At 74.4% G+C, this 18,763-nt stretch carries 20 protein-coding genes; 14 read left to right on the top strand and 6 right to left on the bottom strand.

Annotated elements, in window-relative coordinates; all coding sequences use genetic code 11:
- Positions 1 to 86: 86 nt before the first annotated feature.
- The 3 genes from ACWDD9_RS04615 to ACWDD9_RS04625 all read left to right on the top strand — a co-directional run bounded on the left by ACWDD9_RS04615 (position 87) and on the right by ACWDD9_RS04625 (position 1,643).
- Positions 87 to 440, top strand: a complete 354-nt coding sequence (locus ACWDD9_RS04615) for a hypothetical protein (protein ID WP_449810795.1) — start codon at positions 87 to 89, stop codon at positions 438 to 440.
- Between the two features lie 290 nt (positions 441 to 730).
- Positions 731 to 1,183: a DUF2199 domain-containing protein gene (locus tag ACWDD9_RS04620; protein ID WP_241852876.1), complete on the top strand. Its 453-nt coding sequence runs from the start codon at positions 731 to 733 to the stop codon at positions 1,181 to 1,183.
- A gap of 58 nt (positions 1,184 to 1,241) precedes the next feature.
- Positions 1,242 to 1,643, top strand: a complete 402-nt coding sequence (locus ACWDD9_RS04625) for a barstar family protein (protein ID WP_449810796.1) — start codon at positions 1,242 to 1,244, stop codon at positions 1,641 to 1,643.
- 91 nt (positions 1,644 to 1,734) lie between these two features.
- Here ACWDD9_RS04625 and metF read toward each other — a convergent pair whose 3' ends face one another.
- Positions 1,735 to 2,667, bottom strand: a complete 933-nt coding sequence (metF, locus tag ACWDD9_RS04630) for a methylenetetrahydrofolate reductase [NAD(P)H] (RefSeq protein ID WP_082346002.1) — start codon at positions 2,665 to 2,667, stop codon at positions 1,735 to 1,737.
- 231 nt (positions 2,668 to 2,898) lie between these two features.
- Between metF and ACWDD9_RS04635 the strand changes: the two genes are divergently transcribed.
- From ACWDD9_RS04635 to ACWDD9_RS04645, 3 genes are all read left to right on the top strand, one after another.
- Positions 2,899 to 3,219 (top strand): heavy-metal-associated domain-containing protein, encoded by a 321-nt coding sequence (locus ACWDD9_RS04635; protein WP_049656141.1) that lies wholly within the window; start codon positions 2,899 to 2,901, stop codon positions 3,217 to 3,219.
- A 78-nt stretch (positions 3,220 to 3,297) separates the two neighbouring features.
- Positions 3,298 to 3,618, top strand: a complete 321-nt coding sequence (locus ACWDD9_RS04640; protein WP_449810797.1) for a metal-sensitive transcriptional regulator — start codon at positions 3,298 to 3,300, stop codon at positions 3,616 to 3,618.
- A gap of 99 nt (positions 3,619 to 3,717) precedes the next feature.
- Positions 3,718 to 4,020 carry a hypothetical protein gene (locus ACWDD9_RS04645; RefSeq protein ID WP_449810798.1) on the top strand — a complete coding sequence of 101 codons (303 nt, stop codon included), beginning with the start codon at positions 3,718 to 3,720 and terminating at the stop codon, positions 4,018 to 4,020.
- A gap of 12 nt (positions 4,021 to 4,032) precedes the next feature.
- Here ACWDD9_RS04645 and ACWDD9_RS04650 read toward each other — a convergent pair whose 3' ends face one another.
- Both ACWDD9_RS04650 and ACWDD9_RS04655 read right to left on the bottom strand, forming a co-directional pair.
- Positions 4,033 to 4,575 carry an MOSC domain-containing protein gene (locus tag ACWDD9_RS04650; protein ID WP_117487089.1) on the bottom strand — a complete coding sequence of 181 codons (543 nt, stop codon included), beginning with the start codon at positions 4,573 to 4,575 and terminating at the stop codon, positions 4,033 to 4,035.
- Between the two features lie 91 nt (positions 4,576 to 4,666).
- The gene (locus ACWDD9_RS04655) at positions 4,667 to 5,062 is read right to left on the bottom strand and encodes a DUF4345 domain-containing protein (protein WP_449810799.1); all 396 of its coding nucleotides are present in this window, start codon (positions 5,060 to 5,062) and stop codon (positions 4,667 to 4,669) included.
- A 101-nt stretch (positions 5,063 to 5,163) separates the two neighbouring features.
- On the opposite strand from ACWDD9_RS04655, the gene ACWDD9_RS04660 reads away from it, so the two are divergent.
- Both ACWDD9_RS04660 and ACWDD9_RS04665 read left to right on the top strand, forming a co-directional pair.
- A complete protein-coding gene (locus tag ACWDD9_RS04660) occupies positions 5,164 to 5,802 on the top strand; it encodes a TetR/AcrR family transcriptional regulator (RefSeq protein ID WP_387966834.1) in 639 nt (212 codons plus the stop codon).
- Between the two features lie 102 nt (positions 5,803 to 5,904).
- The gene (locus ACWDD9_RS04665) at positions 5,905 to 7,152 is read left to right on the top strand and encodes a cytochrome P450 (RefSeq protein WP_449810800.1); all 1,248 of its coding nucleotides are present in this window, start codon (positions 5,905 to 5,907) and stop codon (positions 7,150 to 7,152) included.
- A gap of 101 nt (positions 7,153 to 7,253) precedes the next feature.
- Here ACWDD9_RS04665 and ACWDD9_RS04670 read toward each other — a convergent pair whose 3' ends face one another.
- The gene (locus ACWDD9_RS04670; RefSeq protein ID WP_375875559.1) at positions 7,254 to 8,480 is read right to left on the bottom strand and encodes a Dyp-type peroxidase; all 1,227 of its coding nucleotides are present in this window, start codon (positions 8,478 to 8,480) and stop codon (positions 7,254 to 7,256) included.
- A 40-nt stretch (positions 8,481 to 8,520) separates the two neighbouring features.
- Between ACWDD9_RS04670 and ACWDD9_RS04675 the strand changes: the two genes are divergently transcribed.
- Positions 8,521 to 9,873: a right-handed parallel beta-helix repeat-containing protein gene (locus ACWDD9_RS04675; protein WP_449810801.1), complete on the top strand. Its 1,353-nt coding sequence runs from the start codon at positions 8,521 to 8,523 to the stop codon at positions 9,871 to 9,873.
- 58 nt (positions 9,874 to 9,931) lie between these two features.
- Here the strand turns inward: ACWDD9_RS04675 and ACWDD9_RS04680 are convergent, their stop codons facing one another.
- Positions 9,932 to 12,466, bottom strand: coding sequence for an SdrD B-like domain-containing protein (locus ACWDD9_RS04680; RefSeq protein WP_449810802.1), 2,535 nt, complete (start codon positions 12,464 to 12,466; stop codon positions 9,932 to 9,934).
- 292 nt (positions 12,467 to 12,758) lie between these two features.
- Here ACWDD9_RS04680 and ACWDD9_RS04685 point away from each other — a divergent pair, with 292 nt between their 5' ends.
- The 3 genes from ACWDD9_RS04685 to ACWDD9_RS04695 all read left to right on the top strand — a co-directional run bounded on the left by ACWDD9_RS04685 (position 12,759) and on the right by ACWDD9_RS04695 (position 15,652).
- A complete protein-coding gene (locus ACWDD9_RS04685; protein ID WP_449810803.1) occupies positions 12,759 to 13,493 on the top strand; it encodes a sulfite exporter TauE/SafE family protein in 735 nt (244 codons plus the stop codon).
- A 177-nt stretch (positions 13,494 to 13,670) separates the two neighbouring features.
- Complete coding sequence (locus ACWDD9_RS04690) at positions 13,671 to 14,942, top strand: MFS transporter (RefSeq protein ID WP_449810804.1); 1,272 nt, start codon at positions 13,671 to 13,673, stop codon at positions 14,940 to 14,942.
- Positions 14,943 to 15,064: 122 nt separating this feature from the next.
- The gene (locus tag ACWDD9_RS04695; protein ID WP_074002449.1) at positions 15,065 to 15,652 is read left to right on the top strand and encodes a hypothetical protein; all 588 of its coding nucleotides are present in this window, start codon (positions 15,065 to 15,067) and stop codon (positions 15,650 to 15,652) included.
- A 94-nt stretch (positions 15,653 to 15,746) separates the two neighbouring features.
- On the opposite strand, the gene ACWDD9_RS04700 is transcribed toward ACWDD9_RS04695, so the two are convergent.
- The gene (locus ACWDD9_RS04700) at positions 15,747 to 16,955 is read right to left on the bottom strand and encodes an MFS transporter (protein ID WP_449810805.1); all 1,209 of its coding nucleotides are present in this window, start codon (positions 16,953 to 16,955) and stop codon (positions 15,747 to 15,749) included.
- Positions 16,956 to 17,421: 466 nt separating this feature from the next.
- Between ACWDD9_RS04700 and ACWDD9_RS04705 the strand changes: the two genes are divergently transcribed.
- Both ACWDD9_RS04705 and ACWDD9_RS04710 read left to right on the top strand, forming a co-directional pair.
- Positions 17,422 to 17,640, top strand: coding sequence for an MbtH family protein (locus ACWDD9_RS04705; protein WP_449810806.1), 219 nt, complete (start codon positions 17,422 to 17,424; stop codon positions 17,638 to 17,640).
- A 104-nt stretch (positions 17,641 to 17,744) separates the two neighbouring features.
- Positions 17,745 to 18,755, top strand: coding sequence for an ArsR family transcriptional regulator (locus tag ACWDD9_RS04710; protein ID WP_117487099.1), 1,011 nt, complete (start codon positions 17,745 to 17,747; stop codon positions 18,753 to 18,755).
- The last annotated feature ends 8 nt before the right edge of the window (positions 18,756 to 18,763 follow it).

Genomic DNA, 18,763 nt, shown 5'->3' on the forward strand with positions numbered 1-18,763 from the left:
CCTGCTGTGCCTACCGGATCCGAGATCGGCTCGGCCGGGATCCCGGCCGAGCCGGTTCGCTCACGCCTCTGGCCACGGTGGAGTCGGTGGAGGACAGGGTTCGCGCGCCTGCCGGCCCACAGTCGGTCGGCCCCGTGGTCCTTGAGAAGATCTCGTTCATGAGTGAGGATCCGAGGGCCCGAGAAGCCGTGTGGGCGGATGGAAGGAACCTGTACGACGTCGTCCCCGCTCTCGACGCTGTCATCGGGATCATCGGGCGGGATCTGGTCCTGGGCGAGTACTCGCTGGCGCATGCCACGGCGCACATGGCAGCGGAAATGATCGTGGAGCAGAGGGAATCGACAGGGATCCACGACGAGGGGACGGCATTGCTCGTCGTCCGTGCACTCGCCGAGTCGGCGGCTGCTACGGAACGCGCGAATGATGGACTCCGTTCCTAGCGAGGCGCCCTCCGGCCTGTGGCACAGCCAGTGCTCGGGCTTCGGTGAGACTGCCGAGGTTCCGTGCAACAGGACACTGACCCCGGCCCACAGCCGACGCCTGACCGCCTGCCGGGAACCGTAGGTCGGCACCGGCTCGCACGGGCCTGATCGCACACGCCTCGTTGGTGGTCGGACCACTCCCGGGTCCGGCCACCACCGCGTGGGAGCGGATCTGTAGTCTCTGCCGCATGTCGGCCGATCTTGGATTCACCTGCACCTGCTGCGGCGAACGTCACGCAGAGACACCCATGAACTTCTCCAGCCCTGCGCCCGCCTACTGGCAGCCGGACATGGAACAGGTGCGGGACTGCCTCCTCTCGTCCGACCAGTGCGTGATCCAGGGCGAAGCCTTCTTCGTGCGAGGACTGATCGAGCTGCCCGTCATCGGCCGGGACGACGTCTTCTCCTGGGGCGTGTGGGTCTCGCTCAGCGAGAAGAACTTCGAGCGGGCGAGCGAGCTGTGGGAGACCCCCGGCCGCGAGTCGGAGCCCGCGTACTTCGGCTGGTTGTCGACCGACCTGCTCCCGTACTCTCCGTCGACGATCAACCTGAAGACCATGGTCCACACGCGTCCCGTGGGCGAGCGCCCCTTCATCGAACTGGAGCCGACCGACCACCCGCTCGCGGTCGAACAACGCACGGGCATCACCATGGACCGCGTACGGGAACTCGCCGAGGCCGTCCTGCACCCCAAGCACTGAAGCCCTACCGTCGCCCTGTCCCGCTCACCCGCTGAACCTGCTGTCGAATCGGACGGACATGACCGTGTACTGGACCGGCGAGGCCCCCTGGGTCCACCACCTCGGAGCGGACACCCGGCCCTCCGGACCCGACCTCCTGCCGCCCTCCGGCACCACCTTCGTCGCCCGCCTCGACGGCGCCGAACTCGTCGACGAGCAGCGGCTCTTCGAGCAGCTGAGCATCCACCTCCGCCTCCCGGCCTACTTCGGCTGGAACTGGGACGCCCTCGCGGACTGCGTGCGCGACCTGGCCTGGGCGCCCGCCGACCACTACCTGCTCGTCGTCGAGCGGTCGGCGCTGATGCTGCGGGACCACCCCGAGGACCGCGCCACCCTGCTCAGGATCCTCGACACCGCGGGCCGCCACTGGGGCCACAGCCTCGACCGGCCGGGCCGGTCCTTCAACACCCTGCTCCTGTAGGCGCGGAGACCGACGGGCCTGTCCGGCGCCGGCCTCCTCGGGTGGGGAGGCCGGCGCCGGACTGGTTCGGCTTCGCCGTTCGCCGCAGGGGTCAGGCTGCGGTGGGGGTCAGGGGGCGGGGGGTCGGGGTGGTGAGGGCGAGGTTGCGGTGGATCTCCAGGGCGGCGGTGGAGCGGTTCAGGGTGATGTAGTGGAGGCCGGGCGCGCCCTCGTGGAGGAGGCGTTCAGCCATCCTGGTGGCGTGGTCGACGCCGATGCGGTGGGCGGTCGCCCGGTCGCCGCGGGCCGCCTCCAGTTGTCGGGCCAGTCCGGTGGGGAAGGAGGCGCCGCTGAGTTCGGCGAAGCGGCTGATCTGGCGTACGTCGGTGGCGGGCATGATCTCGGGGATGACCGGGGTCGCGCAGCCGGCCGCGGCCAGCCGGTCGCGCAGCCGCAGGTAGTGCTCGACGTCGAAGAACATCTGGGTGACGGCGTAGTCGGCGCCGGCCCGGCACTTGGCGACGAAGTGCCGGATGTCGTCGTCCCAGTCCGCCGAGCGCGGGTGGCGCTCGGGGAAGGCGGCGACGCCGACGGTGAACGCGCCGCACTCCTTGACGAGTCGGACGAGTTCGGCCGCGTAGCGCAGGCCCTGCGGGTGGGGCTCCCAGCGGCCGTTGGGGTTGCCCGGCGGGTCGCCGCGCAGGGCGAGGACGTCGCGGATGCCGACGTCGGCGTAGCGCCGTAGGACGGCCTGGAGTTCGGCGGTGGAGTGGCCGACGGCGGTGAGGTGGGCCACCGGGCGCAGGGTGGTCTGGGCGGCGATCAGTTCGGTGGTGCCGATGGTGCGGTCGCGCGAGGAGCCGCCGGCGCCGTAGGTGACCGAGACGAAGGTCGGCGCGACCGCCTCCACCCGCCGGATCGCCGCCCACAGGGCGCGTTCGCCGGCCTCGTCCTTGGCGGGGAAGAACTCGAAGGAGTAGGTCCGTTCGCCGGCCGCGAGGATGTCGCGCAGGCCGCGCGGGGTGCGCCGGGTGGTGTGGTCCATGGGTTCACCTCAGGTGGTGGGGTCGGTCGTCCGGGGATGCGGGGGAGCTCCTCCACCCTGCCCCGGCACCCGCAACAGGACTGTCACAGCGGGTCGTTGACGGCCCCGTCCGGGCGGCGGAAGGTGCTCCGGCAGCTCTAGCAATTACCCTAGGGGGGTATGGTATGTTCGAAAGGAAGCAGCCGCCCGGGCAGTCCGGCCGGCGCCGGGCACCACGACAGGAGCACACCCATGAGCGAGACCACCGTCACCGTCGAGTCCGCCGCCGCCGAGGCCACCTCCTGCTGCGGCTCGTGCGGCACCGGCGCCGGCGCGGCACCGGCCGCCGAGTCCGGCCGGACCTCGGTCTTCCAGGTGAAGGGCATGACCTGCGGCCACTGCGTCTCCTCGGTGACCGCCGAGTTGAAGAAGCTCGACGGCGTCGAGGAGGTCGCCGTGGACCTCGCCACCGGCCGGGTCACCGTCGGCAGCACCCTGCCGCTCGCCGACTCCGACGTGGCCGCCGCCGTCGACGAGGCCGGCTACGAGCTGGTCGGCCGCGTCGAGGCCTGAGCCTCCGACGTCGGCCCGGACGGGAGGGCTCCACCCCGCCCGTCCGGGCCGACTCCCCCTCGGCACGCCCCCGGTAGAGTGAGCGCACGCCTCACCGCACAGGAACCGGAGACGGCCATGGCCGGCTACAGCTCGCACAAGGACGACTTCCGCAAGCGGCTCCGCCGCATCGAGGGCCAGATCCGTGGCCTCCAGCGCATGGTCGAAGAGGACACCTACTGCATCGACGTCCTCACCCAGGTGTCCGCCGCCAGCCGCGCCCTCCAGTCCTTCGCCCTCCAACTCCTCGACGAGCACATCGAATGCTGTGTCCGGGACGCCATCGCCGAGGGCGGCCAGGAGGCGGGCACCAAGATCCGCGAGGCCAACCAGGCCATCGCCCGCCTGGTCAGGTCCTGACCGCGTTTCAGCGGTGACGGTTCCTCCGACGGCCCCCGGGAGCCGTCACCTTTACGGGGTGGGGGTATCTCGCCGGGGCATTCCAGGAGGGGATCAGCCGTGTCCGCGATCGAGTTCGTCCGCCGCCTGGACGGCCTGGTCTACCGCTTCGACCTGAACGGCGCCGCCAACGGCCGCCCGTCCTACCGGCGGCGGGACCTGGACCTGTGGTGCCGGTGGACGCCGGAGCGGGGCTGGTGCGTCGTCGACGCCGAGGGCGTGCCCAACTCCGGTCCGCTGCTGGGCGAGGACCGGCACCGGGAGCTCCCGCCGACCGGGCCGTGGCGCAGCTGGAAGGCCGGCCGGTCGTACCTCTACGACCTGCGCCGCGTCGACGGGCACCCGGACGACAACGCGCCCTGAGGTGCGCCGTCCTCAGACCCGGTCGAGCGGGCGGTGCGGGCCGTCCGGCAGCTCGACCGCGACGGCGTCGCCGGGCCGGACCGGGCCGCCGGTGCGGACGACGCCCATGATGCCGGCGCGGCGCACGATCGTGCCGTCCTCGGCACGGCCGACGACCTGCTTGAGCAGGCCGGGCCGGTAGGCGTCGATCTGGGTGCACGGGTTGCGCAGGCCGGTGATCTCCACCTCGGCCTCCGGGCCGATCCGCAGCACCGCGCCGACCGGCAGGCCGAGCAGGTCGACGCCCTCGGTGGTGATGTTCTCGCCGAGGGCGCCCGGCGTGACGTCGAAGCCCGACTCGCCGAGTTCGGTGAGCAGTTCGCGGTGGATCAGGTGGACCTGGCGCAGGTTGGGCTGGGTCGGGTCCTGGGCGACCCGGGACCGGTGCCGGACCGTCACCCCGGCGTGCACGTCCCCTTCGACGCCCAGACCGGCGAGCAGGGTGATGCCGTCCCGGTTCGGCTTGGTGAACGAATACTCGGCGTTGCTGCTGACCGCCACCACGGTGCCGCTCATGCTCCGGGCCCTCCTCGCGGACGTACGTTCGATCGCAGGGGCAGCATAGCCTCCGCTGACGACCGGCCCCCGATGACGGAACCGGGGGAGCTCAGGACCGCCGCTCCGCGTGCGCCCGCTCGTCCGCGTCGGCGACCCACAAGTACACGGGTGCGAGCCCGAGTTCGATCCCCATCAACACCAGCTGGAACCAGTGCGGACGGCCGTCCGCGACGAGCGACAGCACCCGCGCGAGGCCGCCCAACAGGAGGACCGCCGCCAGCCACCGCACCGGCCGGGCGGGCACCGGCGCCTGCCGGGCGGCGTGGATCCAGGCCGCCCCGTACCCGGCGAAGACCGCGCCCATGAAGCGGCCGAAGCTGCCGACCGTCGGGCCCGCGTCCGCGATCCCGGGCATCGCGGAGTTCCCCAGCAGGATGTGGAGGAAGCCGATCGCCACGCAGGCGATCCCCATCGTCCACGCGAGCACCCGCAACGCCTTGGCCATGGCCCGTCCACCCCTCACAGAGGTCTGGTTGACACGTGTCTACTACGTTGCCCACCACGCTAGCGCTGGCAAGTAGACACGTGTCAAGTAGCCTGGCCCGCATGCCAGTCCACGAACGGCGCCGCCGGCTCTCCCCCGCCGAGCGACGCGCCCAGCTGCTCTCCGTCGGCGCCCGGCTGTTCGCCGAACGACCGTACGAGGGGGTGCTGATGGAGGAGGTCGCCGAGCGGGCCGGGGTCTCCCGCGCCCTGCTCTACCGGCACTTCGCGAGCAAGCACGAGCTCTTCGCCGCCGTCTACCGGGAGGCCTCCGCCGACCTGCTCGCCAGGAGCCGGTTCGACCCGGGCGACACCCTGGTCGAGCAGCTGGTCGAGGGCATGGACGCCCACCTCGACTACTTCATCGCCAACCGGCACGCCGTGCTCGCGGCCAACCGCGTGCTGGCCGGGGACCAGGTGATCCAGACCATCATCACCGAGGAGCTCGACGCCCTGCGCGGCCGGCTGCTCGGCGTCCTCCCGCTCGCGGACGAGCGGGCGCGACTGGCGGTGTCGCAGGTCCTGCGCAGCTGGCTGGTGTTCGTCCGGGTGCTGGTCATCGACTGGCTGACCGAGGAGAGCTGCTCCCGCACCGAGCTGCGGGACGCCTGCATCGGCGCCGTGCTGGGCGCGCTCCGGCCGCTGCTGCCCGTCGATCCGGCACCCGGCTGGGGGCACCGAGGGCATACCATCGGGACGTAAGGGGAGAAGCTCCGCAAGCGCCCAATTCCTCATGAACATATGACAATTGGATGCTCTGACTCCCCTCGACCAGCCGGACCTCCGAACCCCGCGAAGGGACCCATGGACTCCGCCGCAGCCGACACCGGGACCACCCTCCCCCCACTCCACCGGCTCCCCACCACCCCCGCCCAGCCGCCCCACCCCACCACCCTCCCGGACGGCACCCCCGCGTGGCTGATCACCCGCTACCACGACGTCCGGCAGGTCCTCGGCGACCCCCGGGTCACCCGGGCCGACCTGCATGACGTCGGCACCGCGGGCGCCACCGCCGACGTGGCCGCCAACCCGGCGTCCCTGTTCAACCAGGACGGGCCCGCCCACCGCCGGCTGCGCGGCACCGCCCAACGGGCCTTCACCCCGCGCGCCATCGCCGGCTGGCAGCCGTGGGTCGCCGCCGCCGTCCAGCAGTCCGTGGACCGGCTGGTCGCCGCCGGCCCGACGGCCGACCTGGTCCCCGCCTTCGCCCGGCCGGTGCCGTTCGCCGTCACCACCCGGCTGATGGGGCTCGACGGGGACGGGCCGGACCACCTGGACGAGGAGCGGCTGCAGCGCTGGACCCGCGCCCTGCTCGCCCAGGGCGAGGACCAGGGCGGCGAGCCGGGCGGCGGTCAGAACGGCGGACAGCAACCGGGCACGGACCCCGACCACGACGCCACCCTCGCCGAATTCGGCTCCTTCATGGGCGAGTTGGTCGCCCGCCGGCGCCGCGAGCCGGGCGACGACCTGGTCAGCCGGCTGGTCCGGGCCGCCGACCAGGACGGCGGCGTCCCCGAGGAGTCCCTCGTCTTCCTGGTCGCCGGGCTCACCGCCAGCGGCAACGAGAGCGTCGCCGGCGCCCTCGCCAACGCCCTGGTCTACGTGCTCGGCGAACGCCCCGAGCACTGGCCGCGCCTCGCCGACCCGGACACCGCCGAGCGCACCGCCGAACGGCTGCTGCACTACATCCCGCTCGGCGACGACGAGGCCACCATCCGCCGCACCACCGCGCCGGTCGAGGTCGGCGACGTGACCATCCCGGCCGGCTCGGTCGTCGCCGTCAGCCTCGGCAGCGCCAACCGCGACCCGGCCGTCTACCCCGAGGGCCTCGACGCCGACCTGGGCCTCCCGCTCCCCGCCCCGACCCTCGCCTTCAGCTCCGGCCCGCACTACTGCATCGGCGCCTGGCGGGTCCGGCTGGAGATGCGGGAGTCCCTGCACCGGCTCGCCACCGCCCTGCCGGGCCTGCGCCTCACCACCCCGGTAGCGGACCTCGCCTGGCAGCTCGGCGGCACCACCCGGAGCCCGGCCCGCCTCCCGGTCGACTGGTAGGTCGGCCGGGAGGCCGCACCGGCGGTCGACCGGGAGCCGGCACCGGCGGTCGCCCGCCCGGCCTCAGCCGTCGGGCGGGGCGGCCGACCACCGCCCCCGGCTCACCCGAACAACCCCTCCCCCAGCGTCCCGCCCTCCGGCGCGCCCGGCAGGACGTAGGCCACGGCCGAGGCGGTGTGCTCGATGAAGGTGTTGAGGGCGTCGCGCGCCGCCAGGCGGTTCTGGACGCGGGTGAACTGGGCCGGGTCGCGCATGAAGGCGCAGAACAGCAGGCCGCGGTCGCCCGGGCCGTCGTCGTAGTTGTAGCCGCGCCGCAGCATCCGGGCGCCGCCGTCCAGCCGGGGGCTGGAGAGGCGGACGTGCGCGGTGGCCGGGATGAGGTACGAGCCGTCCGGGTTCTTGGCGTAGATGTCCGGCTCGTCGTGCTCGGCCGTGCCGGTGAGCGGGGCGCCGTCGCCGGCCCGGCGGCCCATCACCTGCTCCTGGTGGTCGACGGGGAGGGCGGCGAAGGCGGCGGTGTCCATCCGGATCCGGCGGTAGACCAGCACCGTCCCGTGCTCGTACGGCCCCGGCGGGCCCCAGACCCACTGCCCGCTCTCGGTGCCGTCCGGGTTCGCCGTGCCGTCCTTGAAGCCGAACAGGTTGCGCGGGGTGGCGCCGCCGGCCGTCCGGGCCAGGAAGCCGGACTGCGTCCACCGCGCGGTCGCGCCCGCCGCCCGGGCCGCCGCGTCGACCTGTTCGGCGACCACGGACAGCGGCCAGCGGTCGGCCGCGCACAGCTGGACCACCAGGTCGCCGCCGCCGCGCGCCGGGTCGAGCCGGTCCCCGGGGAAGGCGGGCAGCTCGGTCAGCAGGGCCGGCGGAACGTTCAGCCCCAGCCGGGCGGCGAGGCCCGGGCCGACGCCCACCAGGCTGCTGAGCCGGGCCGGTTGGCCACCCTGCAGCCGGGCGTCGGCCGGGCTGCCGCCGGTCGCCCCGGCCAGCACCCGGGTCAGCTCGCCGAGCAGGCCGCGCAGGGCGGCCCGCCCGTCCGAGGTCGCGGCGGGCGCCAGGTCGAGGGCCAGCAGCTGGGTGGCCGGCTGCTGCGCGGTCGTCACCCCGGCCTGCCGTTCGCCGTGGAAGGGGACGGCCGGTGGCTCCGGCGCCGCCGCCGGTCGGGCGCCGCGGCCGTGCCCCCGGACGCCGCCGGTGCCCATGGCCAGTGCCGTGACCCCCGCGCCGAGCCCGGCGGCCACCACCGCCCCGCCCGCGAGCAGCCCCCTTCGATCCACCCCGGCGCCCCGCGCGGTCGGTGGCTGGTCCTGCGCCTTTCCGGTTTCGGCATGCATGGGCGACATTGGAGACGATAGAACACGCCGTATGCAACTTTTGACCACACGTCACCCGCGGTCCGGCACAACGCCCCCACCCGGGGCCCGCGTCGCCAGGCGCCTGCCCGCCCTGCTCGCCGCCGCCGTCCTGGCGCTGGCCGGCTGTTCCTCGGGCGGCTCGTCCTCCTCCGACGCCAAGCACCCGGACGGCACGGTCATCCGCGTCCCGCAGCACTTCCCAACCATCCAGCAGGCCGTGGACGTCGCCCGCGAGGGGGACACCGTGCTGGTCGACCCGGGCACCTACCGGGAGAGCGTGCGCCTCACCAAGCCCCGGATCGTGCTGCGCGGCACCGACCGCAACACCGTGGTGCTGGACGGCGGCCTGCGGCTGGTCAACGGCATCACCGCCTCCGGCCCCGGCTCGGTGGTGGAGAACCTCACCGTCCACGGCTACCTCGCCAACGGCGTGCTGTTCACCGGCGTCACCGACGAGAAGCTCCAGCAGCACGGCGCCGGCGGCTCCGCCTACAACCCGCTGGACACCGTGCGCTTCCCGGTGGTCGAGGGCTTCCGCGCCAGCAGTGTCACCGCCTACAACAACGGCCTGTACGGGATCTACGCCTTCGACGCCCGCGGCGGTGTCATCGAGGACTCGTACGCCTCCGGGGGCGCCGACTCCGGCATCTACGTCGGCCAGTGCAAGCCCTGCGACACCCTGGTGCGGGGCAACACCGTCGAGCGCAACGCCGTCGGCATCGAGATCACCAACGCCTCCGACGGGCTCACCGTGGTCGGCAACCGGGTCACCGGGAACCGGGTCGGCGTCACCGTCAACTCCAACGACCTCGAAGCCCTCGCCCCGCAGCACGGCGCGGTGATCGTGGGCAACGTCGTCACCGACAACAACGCCACCGACACCCCCCAACAGGCCGACGGCGCCTACGGGATCGGGATCGGGATCGGCGGCGGCACGGCGAACCAGGTGCAGCGCAACCTGGTCCAGGGCAACCGCGCGGCCGGCATCGTCATCACCGACCCGCCCGGGCACCCGGCGAGCGGCAACCGGGTCGAGGGCAACCGGGCCACCGGCAACGGCACCGACCTGGTGCTGGCCTCCGTCGACCCGGGCAACTGCTTCACCGGCAACCAGCCGGCCGTCCAGAGCCCGGACGGCCTGGAGACGCTGGCGGGCTGCGCCGCCCAGGGCCGGAGCGCCCCGCCCTTCGGCCGGACCAGCCCCGTCCAGGCACCGCCCGGCATCCCGTTCAGCCAGGTGCCCGTCCCGCCCGCGCAGCCCTCGCTGCCGGACCCGACCGCGCCCGGCCGCCCGGCGACCGACCTCCCGGGGCCGGTCGACCCCGGCGCCTACCCGCTGCCGGAGTCCGCGGACGCCGTCCCGAAGCACTGACCGGCCGCACCGGGCGGGCCCGCGGACTCCTGCTCCCCGCGGGGCCGCCCGGCGCCGGTCACCGGTCGTGCGGCAGCCAGGGGCCGGGGATCAGCCGGTTGACCACCGTCACCGTGATCCCGTCGCCGAGGTTGTCGCAGGTGAGCACCAGCGGTCCGAAGACCGTCCGGTCCGCCGCGTAGCCCTCGGGCGGCCTCAGCTCCACCCAGTAGTACGTCCCCGGCCCGCCGCGGCCCCGGCAGACGCCGTCGGTCCCGGTCGTGCAGGGCTCGCCGACCGGCGTGTCACCGCGCTCGCGGCCGGGGCCCGGCCAGCCGAGCCACCCCGGCCACCCCGGTCCGCCGCTGACCCGCCACAGCTGGAACGTCGCCCCGGCCAGCGGACTGCCGTCCTGGTCCACCTTGACCAGGGTCAGCACGCCCCTCGTCGGGCGGAAGCCGAAGTCGAGGGTGTGGTCGTTCTCGCCCGGTCCGCCGGTGGTCAGCTCCCGTTCGGCGTACTTCCCGCCCCTCGGGACGACGCCCTTGGAGTCGACGAACGGGTCGTCGCCGACGTCGTGCCGGGTGGGCGCCCACTCGAACAGCGGGCCGCCCTCGGCGTAGTCGGCCGGCTCGTCCAGCCGGAGGGTGTACCGGGTGCGCGGCGCGAGGCCGCCGGTGACGTTCGAGTCGTCGAAGTAGTACTCGCCGCGCGCCGAGGTCCTCGTCGTGCCGACCAACGCGCCCGCCCCGTCGTACAGGTGCACCGTCACACCGGGGACCGGGCGCCCGCCCGGCCGCTGGATGCCCGTGCGCCCGGGGTCGTACCAGACCCGGTTGCCGATCTGCAGCGGCGCCCGGTCGCAGAGCACCTCCAGGTCGCCCATCGAGGCGCCCTTGCCGAACGGCGCGGGCACGTCCACCGGGTTGAGCCGCAGGCCGGTCCCCGGGGCCTGCCGGCCGTCCGCCCGCTGGACGAAGGCCGTCCCGTAGCCGAAGGCCGTGTTGTTGGGGTCGTACCCGGAGATCCCGATGGTGCTCTCGACCTTGGACAGCGCCATCCCGGCGTAGTCCGCGTTGTGGTGGACGCCGAACCGGCTGGTGTCGAAGAAGCGGGTGCCCCGGGGCGAGAGCCCGCACCCGTTGTCGGTGTCCAGCACGTACGTGCCGTTCTCCGCGCAGGCCTTGTCCAGGTCACCGCCCGACAGCACCTCGCCGACCGCGGCGCCCGAGGCCGACTGGCCCGTCGCCCGGTCGGCCAGGCGGTCGCGGAAGGCCAGCAGCATCGAGCCGTCCGTCTCGAAGCCGACCTCGGCCAACTCCGGTTCCGGCTGGGCCCGGTAGCCGGAGCAGGCCTGGCCGTTCTGCGAGGTCGGGTAGGTGTCCGTCCACGGGAACCAGCCCGCGCCGTCGCACGGGCCGCTGCCCACGGTCGACTGCCGCGGGTAGTCCAACGGCTGGTCCAGGACGGCCGGTTGGAACAGCCCGGTGGCGGGGTCGAAGGGCAGCACGACCGCCCGCAGGTCCGAGGCCCGGCCCGTCGACTCGCCCGAGCAGACGCCGCCCAGGTAGCCGACGCCGTCCTGGAGACCCAGGCCGAACGGCCGCCAGTCCCCGGCCGAGGGGCAGCCCGGGTCCGGGACCGGGTAGACGGCCGTCGGCGCCGCGGCCGTCGCCGCGGTGGCGTCGTAGCGGTACAGCGCACGGGAGTTGAGGTTGACGACGAACAGGTCCCGGCCGTCCTCGGTGACCTTGAGCCCGCCGAGGCTCTCCTTGCCCGGCACGGTCAGGAACGCGTCGTCCGACCCCGGCACGTGCGCCGTACCGCCGGCGTCCGGGACGGTGGCGAACAGCGTGGTGGTCTTCCGCGCCGGGTCCGTCACGTAGATCCCGCCGGCGCCGCCCGGACCGTAGTCGGTGGTGCGCTTGGCCGCCGCCGAGGAGAACACCCGCCGGTCGGCCTTGTTCCACGCGATGCCGAACAGCGTGCCCGTCTGCGCGTCGGTGGCGATGCCGGTGACGTTGACGTCCACGCCGTCCTGGCCGCGCGCACTGTACGGGAACGACACCAGCGTGCGCTGCGCCCCGCCCTGCCAGGTGGTGTTCTGACAGGTCGTCACCAGCGGGGCGTTCTTCTGGCAGTAGTCGCCCGGGTACCAGAACCCGGTGGTGTACGCGACGTTCCGGCCGTCGGAGAGGTCGACGAACTCCTCGTTGGAGCTCAACTGGTTCGGCGCGCCGTCCAGGCCCTGGCGCGAGGCGAAGGCCGGGAAGAGCGTGCCCGGCTTCGGATTCACCACCCGGACGCGGTACTTGCCGTCGGTCGCCGTGCTCGCGGCCGGGGCCAGCGTCACCGTGCCGTCGGTGCCCGTGGTGCCCGCGGTCCTGGTGCCCGCGTCATCCGTCAGCGTCACCGTCACGCCCGCGATCCCCGGTTCCAGCGCGGGCGTCCACACGCCGGTGGCGTCCACCGCCCGGACCACCCGGACCGTCACCGCCCCGACACCGCCCTGCGCGGAGGCCTGAGGGGCCGCCACGAGTCCTCCGCCGGCCAGCACGACGGCGAAGGCCGCCGTCAGCGCGGCCCGGCGCGTCCGTCTTCTCGTCCTCTTCAAGGTTCCGTCTCCCCTCACCGACGGGCGCAGGCCCGATCCGGACAGGACCCCCAGGACAGCGGCCACCGGTCGTCCACGTCCCGCCCTCATCGCACATTCACCGGCGCGGGTGACGGAAAGCGCCGGGAAATCGCATCGAGTTCGGACACGGCCTCACTAGTTCGCATACTTCCCGACCACATCTCCGGGGCGTCCCCGATGAGACCGACGGCACGCCCGACCCGCCTGTGCGGCATGATCGGTACGCACCGCCCGCCGACGGCGGAGCCCGCCGAGAGGGAGGCCGCGCCCGATGCCCGACGGCTTGACCACCGACCTCGTACTGGCCTGCACCGTCCTGCTGGGCGCCTCCGTCCAGCGGCTCGCCGGGATCGGCTTCGCCCTGGTCGCGGCGCCCGTCCTGGTGCTGCTGCTCGGGCCGGGCGACGGCGTCACGCTGTCGAACCTCGCCGCCGGGGCCATCAGCGCCGTCGGCCTGCTGGGCAGCTGGCGGCAGGTACGGCTGGCGGCGATGCTGCCGCTGATCCTCGCCGCGGCCTGCACGGTGCCGGCCGGGGTCTGGGTCGCGGCGACGGTTCCGACGCCCGGACTGCTCGTCGGCATCGGCGCGCTGGTCACCCTGGCCTCGCTGCTGGTGCTGCGCGGGGTCCGGGCGGCCGCGCTGCGCGGGGTCGGCGGCGCCCTGGTCGCGGGCGCCACCAGCGGGTTCATGAACTCGGCCGCCGGGGTGGGCGGTCCGGCCGTCTCCCTGTACGCCGTCAACACCGGCTGGACGGCGCGCGAGTTCCTGCCCAACGCCCAGTTCTACGGCGTGGTGGTGAACGCCTTCTCCCTGGCGGGCAAGGGGCTGCCCGCGCTGTCCGGGACCGCCTGGTGGCTGGTGGCCACCGCGCTCGCGGGCGGCGCGGCGATCGGCCGGCTGCTCGCCGCCCGGGTGCCGGAGACCCGCGCCCGGCTGGTCGTGCTGGGCCTGGCCCTGGCGGGCGGGCTGACCACCCTCGCCAAGGGCGTCTCGGGGCTGGGCTGAGCGCGCCCGGCCCTCCGCCGCCGGTCGACGAACCACCGGAAACCGCCTGAAACCCACCGGACACTCCGGACGCCCCCGGATGAGCCCGACACCCGTACCGACACGGACAGTTCGGGACGCCCCGGGCACTTCGGAAACCGCCCGAACGGCCCTCCGCGGACATGACATACTGCCTCGGTGACCTCAGCAGACCTGGCCGCGAAGCCCTCCAAAAGCCGTCCCCAACTGGGCCGGAAGTTCAACCTGCTGTGGTCCGCGTCGGCGATCTCATCGGTCGGCGACGGCATGCGGGACTCCGCCCTGCCGCTGCTCGCGGTGGCCGTCTCCGACTCCCCCAGCGCGGTCTCCGTGGTCTCCGTCTCCGCCTCGCTGCCCTTCCTGCTGATGTCCCTCTACGGCGGGGTGCTCGCCGACCGGGCCGACCGGCGGCGGCTGATGTGGACCATCGACGCCGCGCGCGCCGTCGTCGTCCTCGGCTTCGCCGCCTGGGTCTTCCTCGCCGACCCGCCGCTGGTCGCGCTCGCCGCCCTGGCCTTCCTGCTCGGCTGCGGCGAGACGGTCTTCTCCAACGCCGCCACCTCCGCCGTCCCCGAGCTGGTCCGCCCCGACCAACTCGACGCCGCCAACGGCCGGATGCAGGCCAACATGCTGGTCGGCGGCAACCTGATCGGCCCGCTGCTCGGCTCCGCGCTGTTCGCCGTCGCCGCCGCCCACCCCTTCGCCGTGGACGGCGTCTCCTTCGCGCTCGCCGCCGTCCTGGTCGCCGCCACCGGCCGCTCCACCGCCCCCGGCACCCGGGCCGACCGCCGCCCGGTGCTCACCGAGATCCGCGAGGGCGTCGACTGGCTGCTCCGCCACCGCGACGTGCGGATGCTCGCCGTGCTCTCCACCCTCGGCGCGCTGGCCTGCTTCATGGGCACCACCATGATGGTCCTGATGGTCACCAAGGTCATCCACGCACCCGCCGCCTCCTACGGCATCGTGCTCGCGGCCGGCGCCATCGGCGGCACCGCCGCCAGCACCCTGGCCGGCCGGCTCAGCCGGCTGCTCGGCCGGGGCACCCGGATCGCCCTCGCCTTCCTGCTGATGGGCGTCTCGCTGATCCTGATGGGCCTGAGCACCTCGGTGGCCGAAGTCGCCGCGCTGTACGGCGTGATCGGCTTCGGGATCGTCACCTGGAACATCCAGGCGATCTCGCTGCGCCAGCAGGCCGTACCGAAGGAACTGCTCGGCCGGGTCAACAGCTGCTACATGCTGCTGAGCCGCCTCGGCATCATGGCCGGCGCCGCCCTCAGCGGCTGGATCGCCTCCGTCGTCAGCATCCGCACCCCGCTCCTCGTCGGCGGCGGGCTGCTGCTGGTCCTGCTGGTCGCGGTGCTGTTCCTGCTCCCGCGGATGACGGCGCTGGAGACCGTCCCGGCCGCCTCGGAGCCGTCCGACGCCGAGTAGTCTCCGCCGGGCCGTTGCGCGTCTTCCCGCCCAACGGCCGCTGTCCGCCGGTATGGTGACCGCGGGGGGTGTGCCGGGAAGTCTGGTCGGCGGGCAGCTGCTCGCCCGTCCTGAGGAGAGCCATGAACACCGACCGCCCCGCCGCCTCCGGTACCGCCGCGCCGCCCGTCGGGGCCGGCCGCGACCTCGGTCCCGGGCTCGGCCCGCTGGTGCGGGTCGACGGCAGCTGGTACATCGGCGACCACGAGAGCAAGGCGTATCTCGCCGTCCTCCCCGAGGGGTTCGAGCACCGCGTCACCGGACGGGAGCCCTTCCTGGTCCCGTGGAAGCGCCTGATGAGCCTGAAGCTCGGGGTCACCAGCGGCCGGTTCCTCAGCACACCGGCCGGCGGACTCCTGACCGGTCACCACGCGCCCCACGAGGCGATCGGCACCCACGGCTCCTGCCTGAGCGCCATGGTCCGGCACCCCTACGACCTGTGGAGCCCCCGGTTCGTCCACCACCGGCGGTGGTACCCGGCTCCCGAGATCACGCTGCTGCACCAGCTGCTGGGGAACATCGTCGACCTCGGCCGGGTCGAACGGCTCGGCGACGACGCCTGGCTGACCTCCGTCGTCGAGGAACTGGCGGCGGACCGCCTCCTCCGGAAGTGGCGCACCAGCAAGGCCGTCGCGGACGGCGTACGGGAACTCATCGCGCGCGGGGCGTGACCGCCGGGTTCACGCGCCGCTCCGTACTCCGATGCGCCGCCCAGGCCCCGGAGGCCGCGCGGGCGGGTGCTGCCGCCCGCGCGGTGGCCCGGCATCAGGCGGGCAGGCGGTCGGGCGGGGTGGTGGGACGGGGCCGGGCGGTGCTGAGGGCGGCCAGGGCCGGGGTGGCGGCGAGGGCGAGGCAGAGGGGCAGCGGCAGGTGGTCGGCGAGCAGGCCGGCCAGCGCGGTGCCGCCCGAACTGCCCGCGTTGAAGCACGTGTTGACCCAGGCGCCGGCGCGCGTCCGGTGGCCGGGCTCGGCGAGTTCGTCGGCGAGCAGGTAGGCGGTGGTGAGGGTCGGGGCCACGGTGAGGCCGGCCAGAGCGGCGACGGCCGCGAGGAGCGGGACCGTCGGGGCGAGGGCGGTCAGGGTCAGAGCGCCGGCGAAGGCCGCGGTGAGGACGGCGAGCCGCCGCCGGGCCGGGGCCCGCCAGTCGAGGGCGCCGAGGGCGAGGCCGCCGGTCGCGCTCCCGGCCGCCAGCGCCGCCTCCACCCAGGCGGCGTCGGCCGCCTGCCCGTGCCGCCGGGCGAAGACCACCGTCAGCAGGGCGAACGCACCGAGTCCGGCCCCGGCCCCGGCGGCCGCGGCGAGCGGCAGGCCGGTCCGGGCCGGCGGCCGCCAGGGGCGCGAACGGCCGCCGGTCGCGGCGGAGTCGGCCTCGGCGCGGTCCGGCCCGACGGCGCGGACCGAGGCGGCCAGGGCGAGGGAGCCGGTCAGGACGAGGGCGGCGCCCAGCACCAGTCCGAGCGCCGGGCGGGCCGTCGCCGCGATCACCCCGGCCAGCAACGGGCCGGTGACGTACAGGAGTTCCTCGGCGACGGTGTCCAGACTGTAGGCCCGGCGGCGCAGCCCGGGATCGGACAGCAGGGCGCTCCACCGCGCCCGGGTGACCGGGCCGAGGGGTGGCGCGAGCACGCCGGCCGCCACGGCGAGGGCGAGCAGGACGGGGTACGGGACGCCGGGGCGCCAGGTGGCGGCGGCCAGGCCGAGCAGCACCAGCGCGTACCCGGCCGCCATCGGCGGCAGTGTCCGGCGCGGGCCGTGGCGGTCGACCAGCCCGGCCCGGGCGGGTGAGAGCAGCACGTTGGAGGCGGCGAAAAGCGCCGTCAGCCAGCCGGCCCGGGCGTACGAGCCGGTCGTGGCGGTGACGGCCAGCAGGAGCGAGAGCGGGACGACACCGTAGGAGAGGCGGCCGGTCAGGGCCGCGCTGAAGAGCCGGACCGCGCCGGGGGTGCGCAGGACCGTCGCGTAGGACGAAGACATGGAGGGGTTCCTCTGGAGCTGGCGCGCGCCGCGCGCCGGTGGACCGGGACGCCGAAGGACCGCACCACCGGGGTGCGGTCGCCGCGCGGGGCCCTAGTCACGGAAGAGGAACACGGGGCCATGGTAGGGCACGTCCGTGCGGGGGCCGTCCGTTCGGGGGCACGTCCGTGCGGGCGCCCGTCCGGGACGTCGGCCGCAACGGCTCCCCCGGCCGGGCTCCGCGCCGCCGGCCGCAACGGTGCGGAACGCCGGTATCAGAGCGGACGGTGTGTCATATTCATTGTGACCAAGGAGAGTTCACCGCCCCTCCTGGGTTCCGGCGGGCTCGCCGGAGCCCCATCAGGGTGCGGTCAGCACCATGTCAGCGAGCCGAGGGAGCATGTGCGGAGCGGGCCCACCCGGTTGTCCCGCGTGCGCCGATGACCCGAGGGCCGCACCGCGCCCTACCCGGAATGGAGTGTGCGACATGTCGAACCCCTTTGACGACGCGGACGGGACCTTCCTGGTGCTGGTGAACGACGAGGGCCAGCACTCACTGTGGCCCGCGTTCGCCGAGCGGCCGGACGGCTGGACGGTGGCCCTGGCCGAGGGGCCGCGCGAGGAGGCGCTGGCCTACGTCGAGGCCAACTGGACGGACATGCGCCCGCGCAGCCTGCGCGAGGCCTCCACCGCCCGGGCCTCGTAGCGGCGACGTCCGATCCATCCGAGGAAGGGCCCGGCCTGCCCGCGTGGCGGCGGCCGGGCCACGTCGATTTCTCCCTCATCGACACGGAAACGGGGACCTTCATCGTGCAGAGGATTCACTTCACCGCAGCCGACCTCGCCAGAACCCGACTGAAGAGCACCATGGGCCCGCTCGTGGAATCGGCCTTCGCCTGCGACCTGCTGGACCGCGGCGTGAGCGCGCCGTACGCCCGGTGGCGAAAGCAGGTGAACGAGCGCCTCCCCCGGCGGCCGGTGCCCCGCCCGCGCAGCCGTCCCGAGCACGACGTGGACTCGCTGCTCCGGCAGGCGCTGCGGTACGCGGAGGCGCCCGACGCGCCGCCCGAGCCGTCCGGGCCGTTCGACGCCTCCGAGGCCGCCGAGCTGCCGCAGCGGCCCGGGGCGGGCGTGGACGCCTGCCTGCTGGAGGCCTGGCAGCTGGCCGTGGCGCCGTTCTGGCAGCACCTGCACGCCTACCTGGTGGCCGAGTGCGAGGCGCGCGGCCGGATCGTGATGGCCGGCGGGGTGGAGCTGCTGCTGTCCACCGCGCACCCCCGGATGACCTGGCGGGCGCCGGTCCTGGAGATCCCCGGCGGGCCGGACCAGGACATCCGGCTGGGCGGCCGGGGCCTGGTGCTCACCCCCTCGGTGTTCCTCAACCACCGGCCGGGCCTGGCGATCGACGCCGAGGGGCCGGACGCGCAGGTGGTGCTGGTGTTCGCGGCCCCGCCGCACGCCCGCAAGGGGGCCCAGCTGTGGCAGGAGCGGGACAGCGGCTCGCGGCCGCTCGGCGCCCTGGTGGGCCAGACCCGGGCGGCCGCCCTGCGTACGCTGCGGGCGAGTTGCACGACCAGCCAGCTCGCCGACCGGCTGGGCATCTCGGCGGCCAGCGCCAGCCAGCACGCGGCGGTGCTGCGCCGGAGCGGGCTGATCACCACCCGCCGGGTGCGCAACACCGTGCTGCACTCGGTGACGCCGCTCGGGATGGCGCTGCTGGACGGCGGGCCGGTACGGCCGGCGGCGACGGGCTGCGACCGGTCCGAGCGGCCGGCCCGCGGGGCCCGGCCGCGGAGCGCCTCGCACCTCCTCGCCTCGTAGGCACAACG

This window comes from Kitasatospora sp. NPDC001119 (assembly GCF_053598475.1).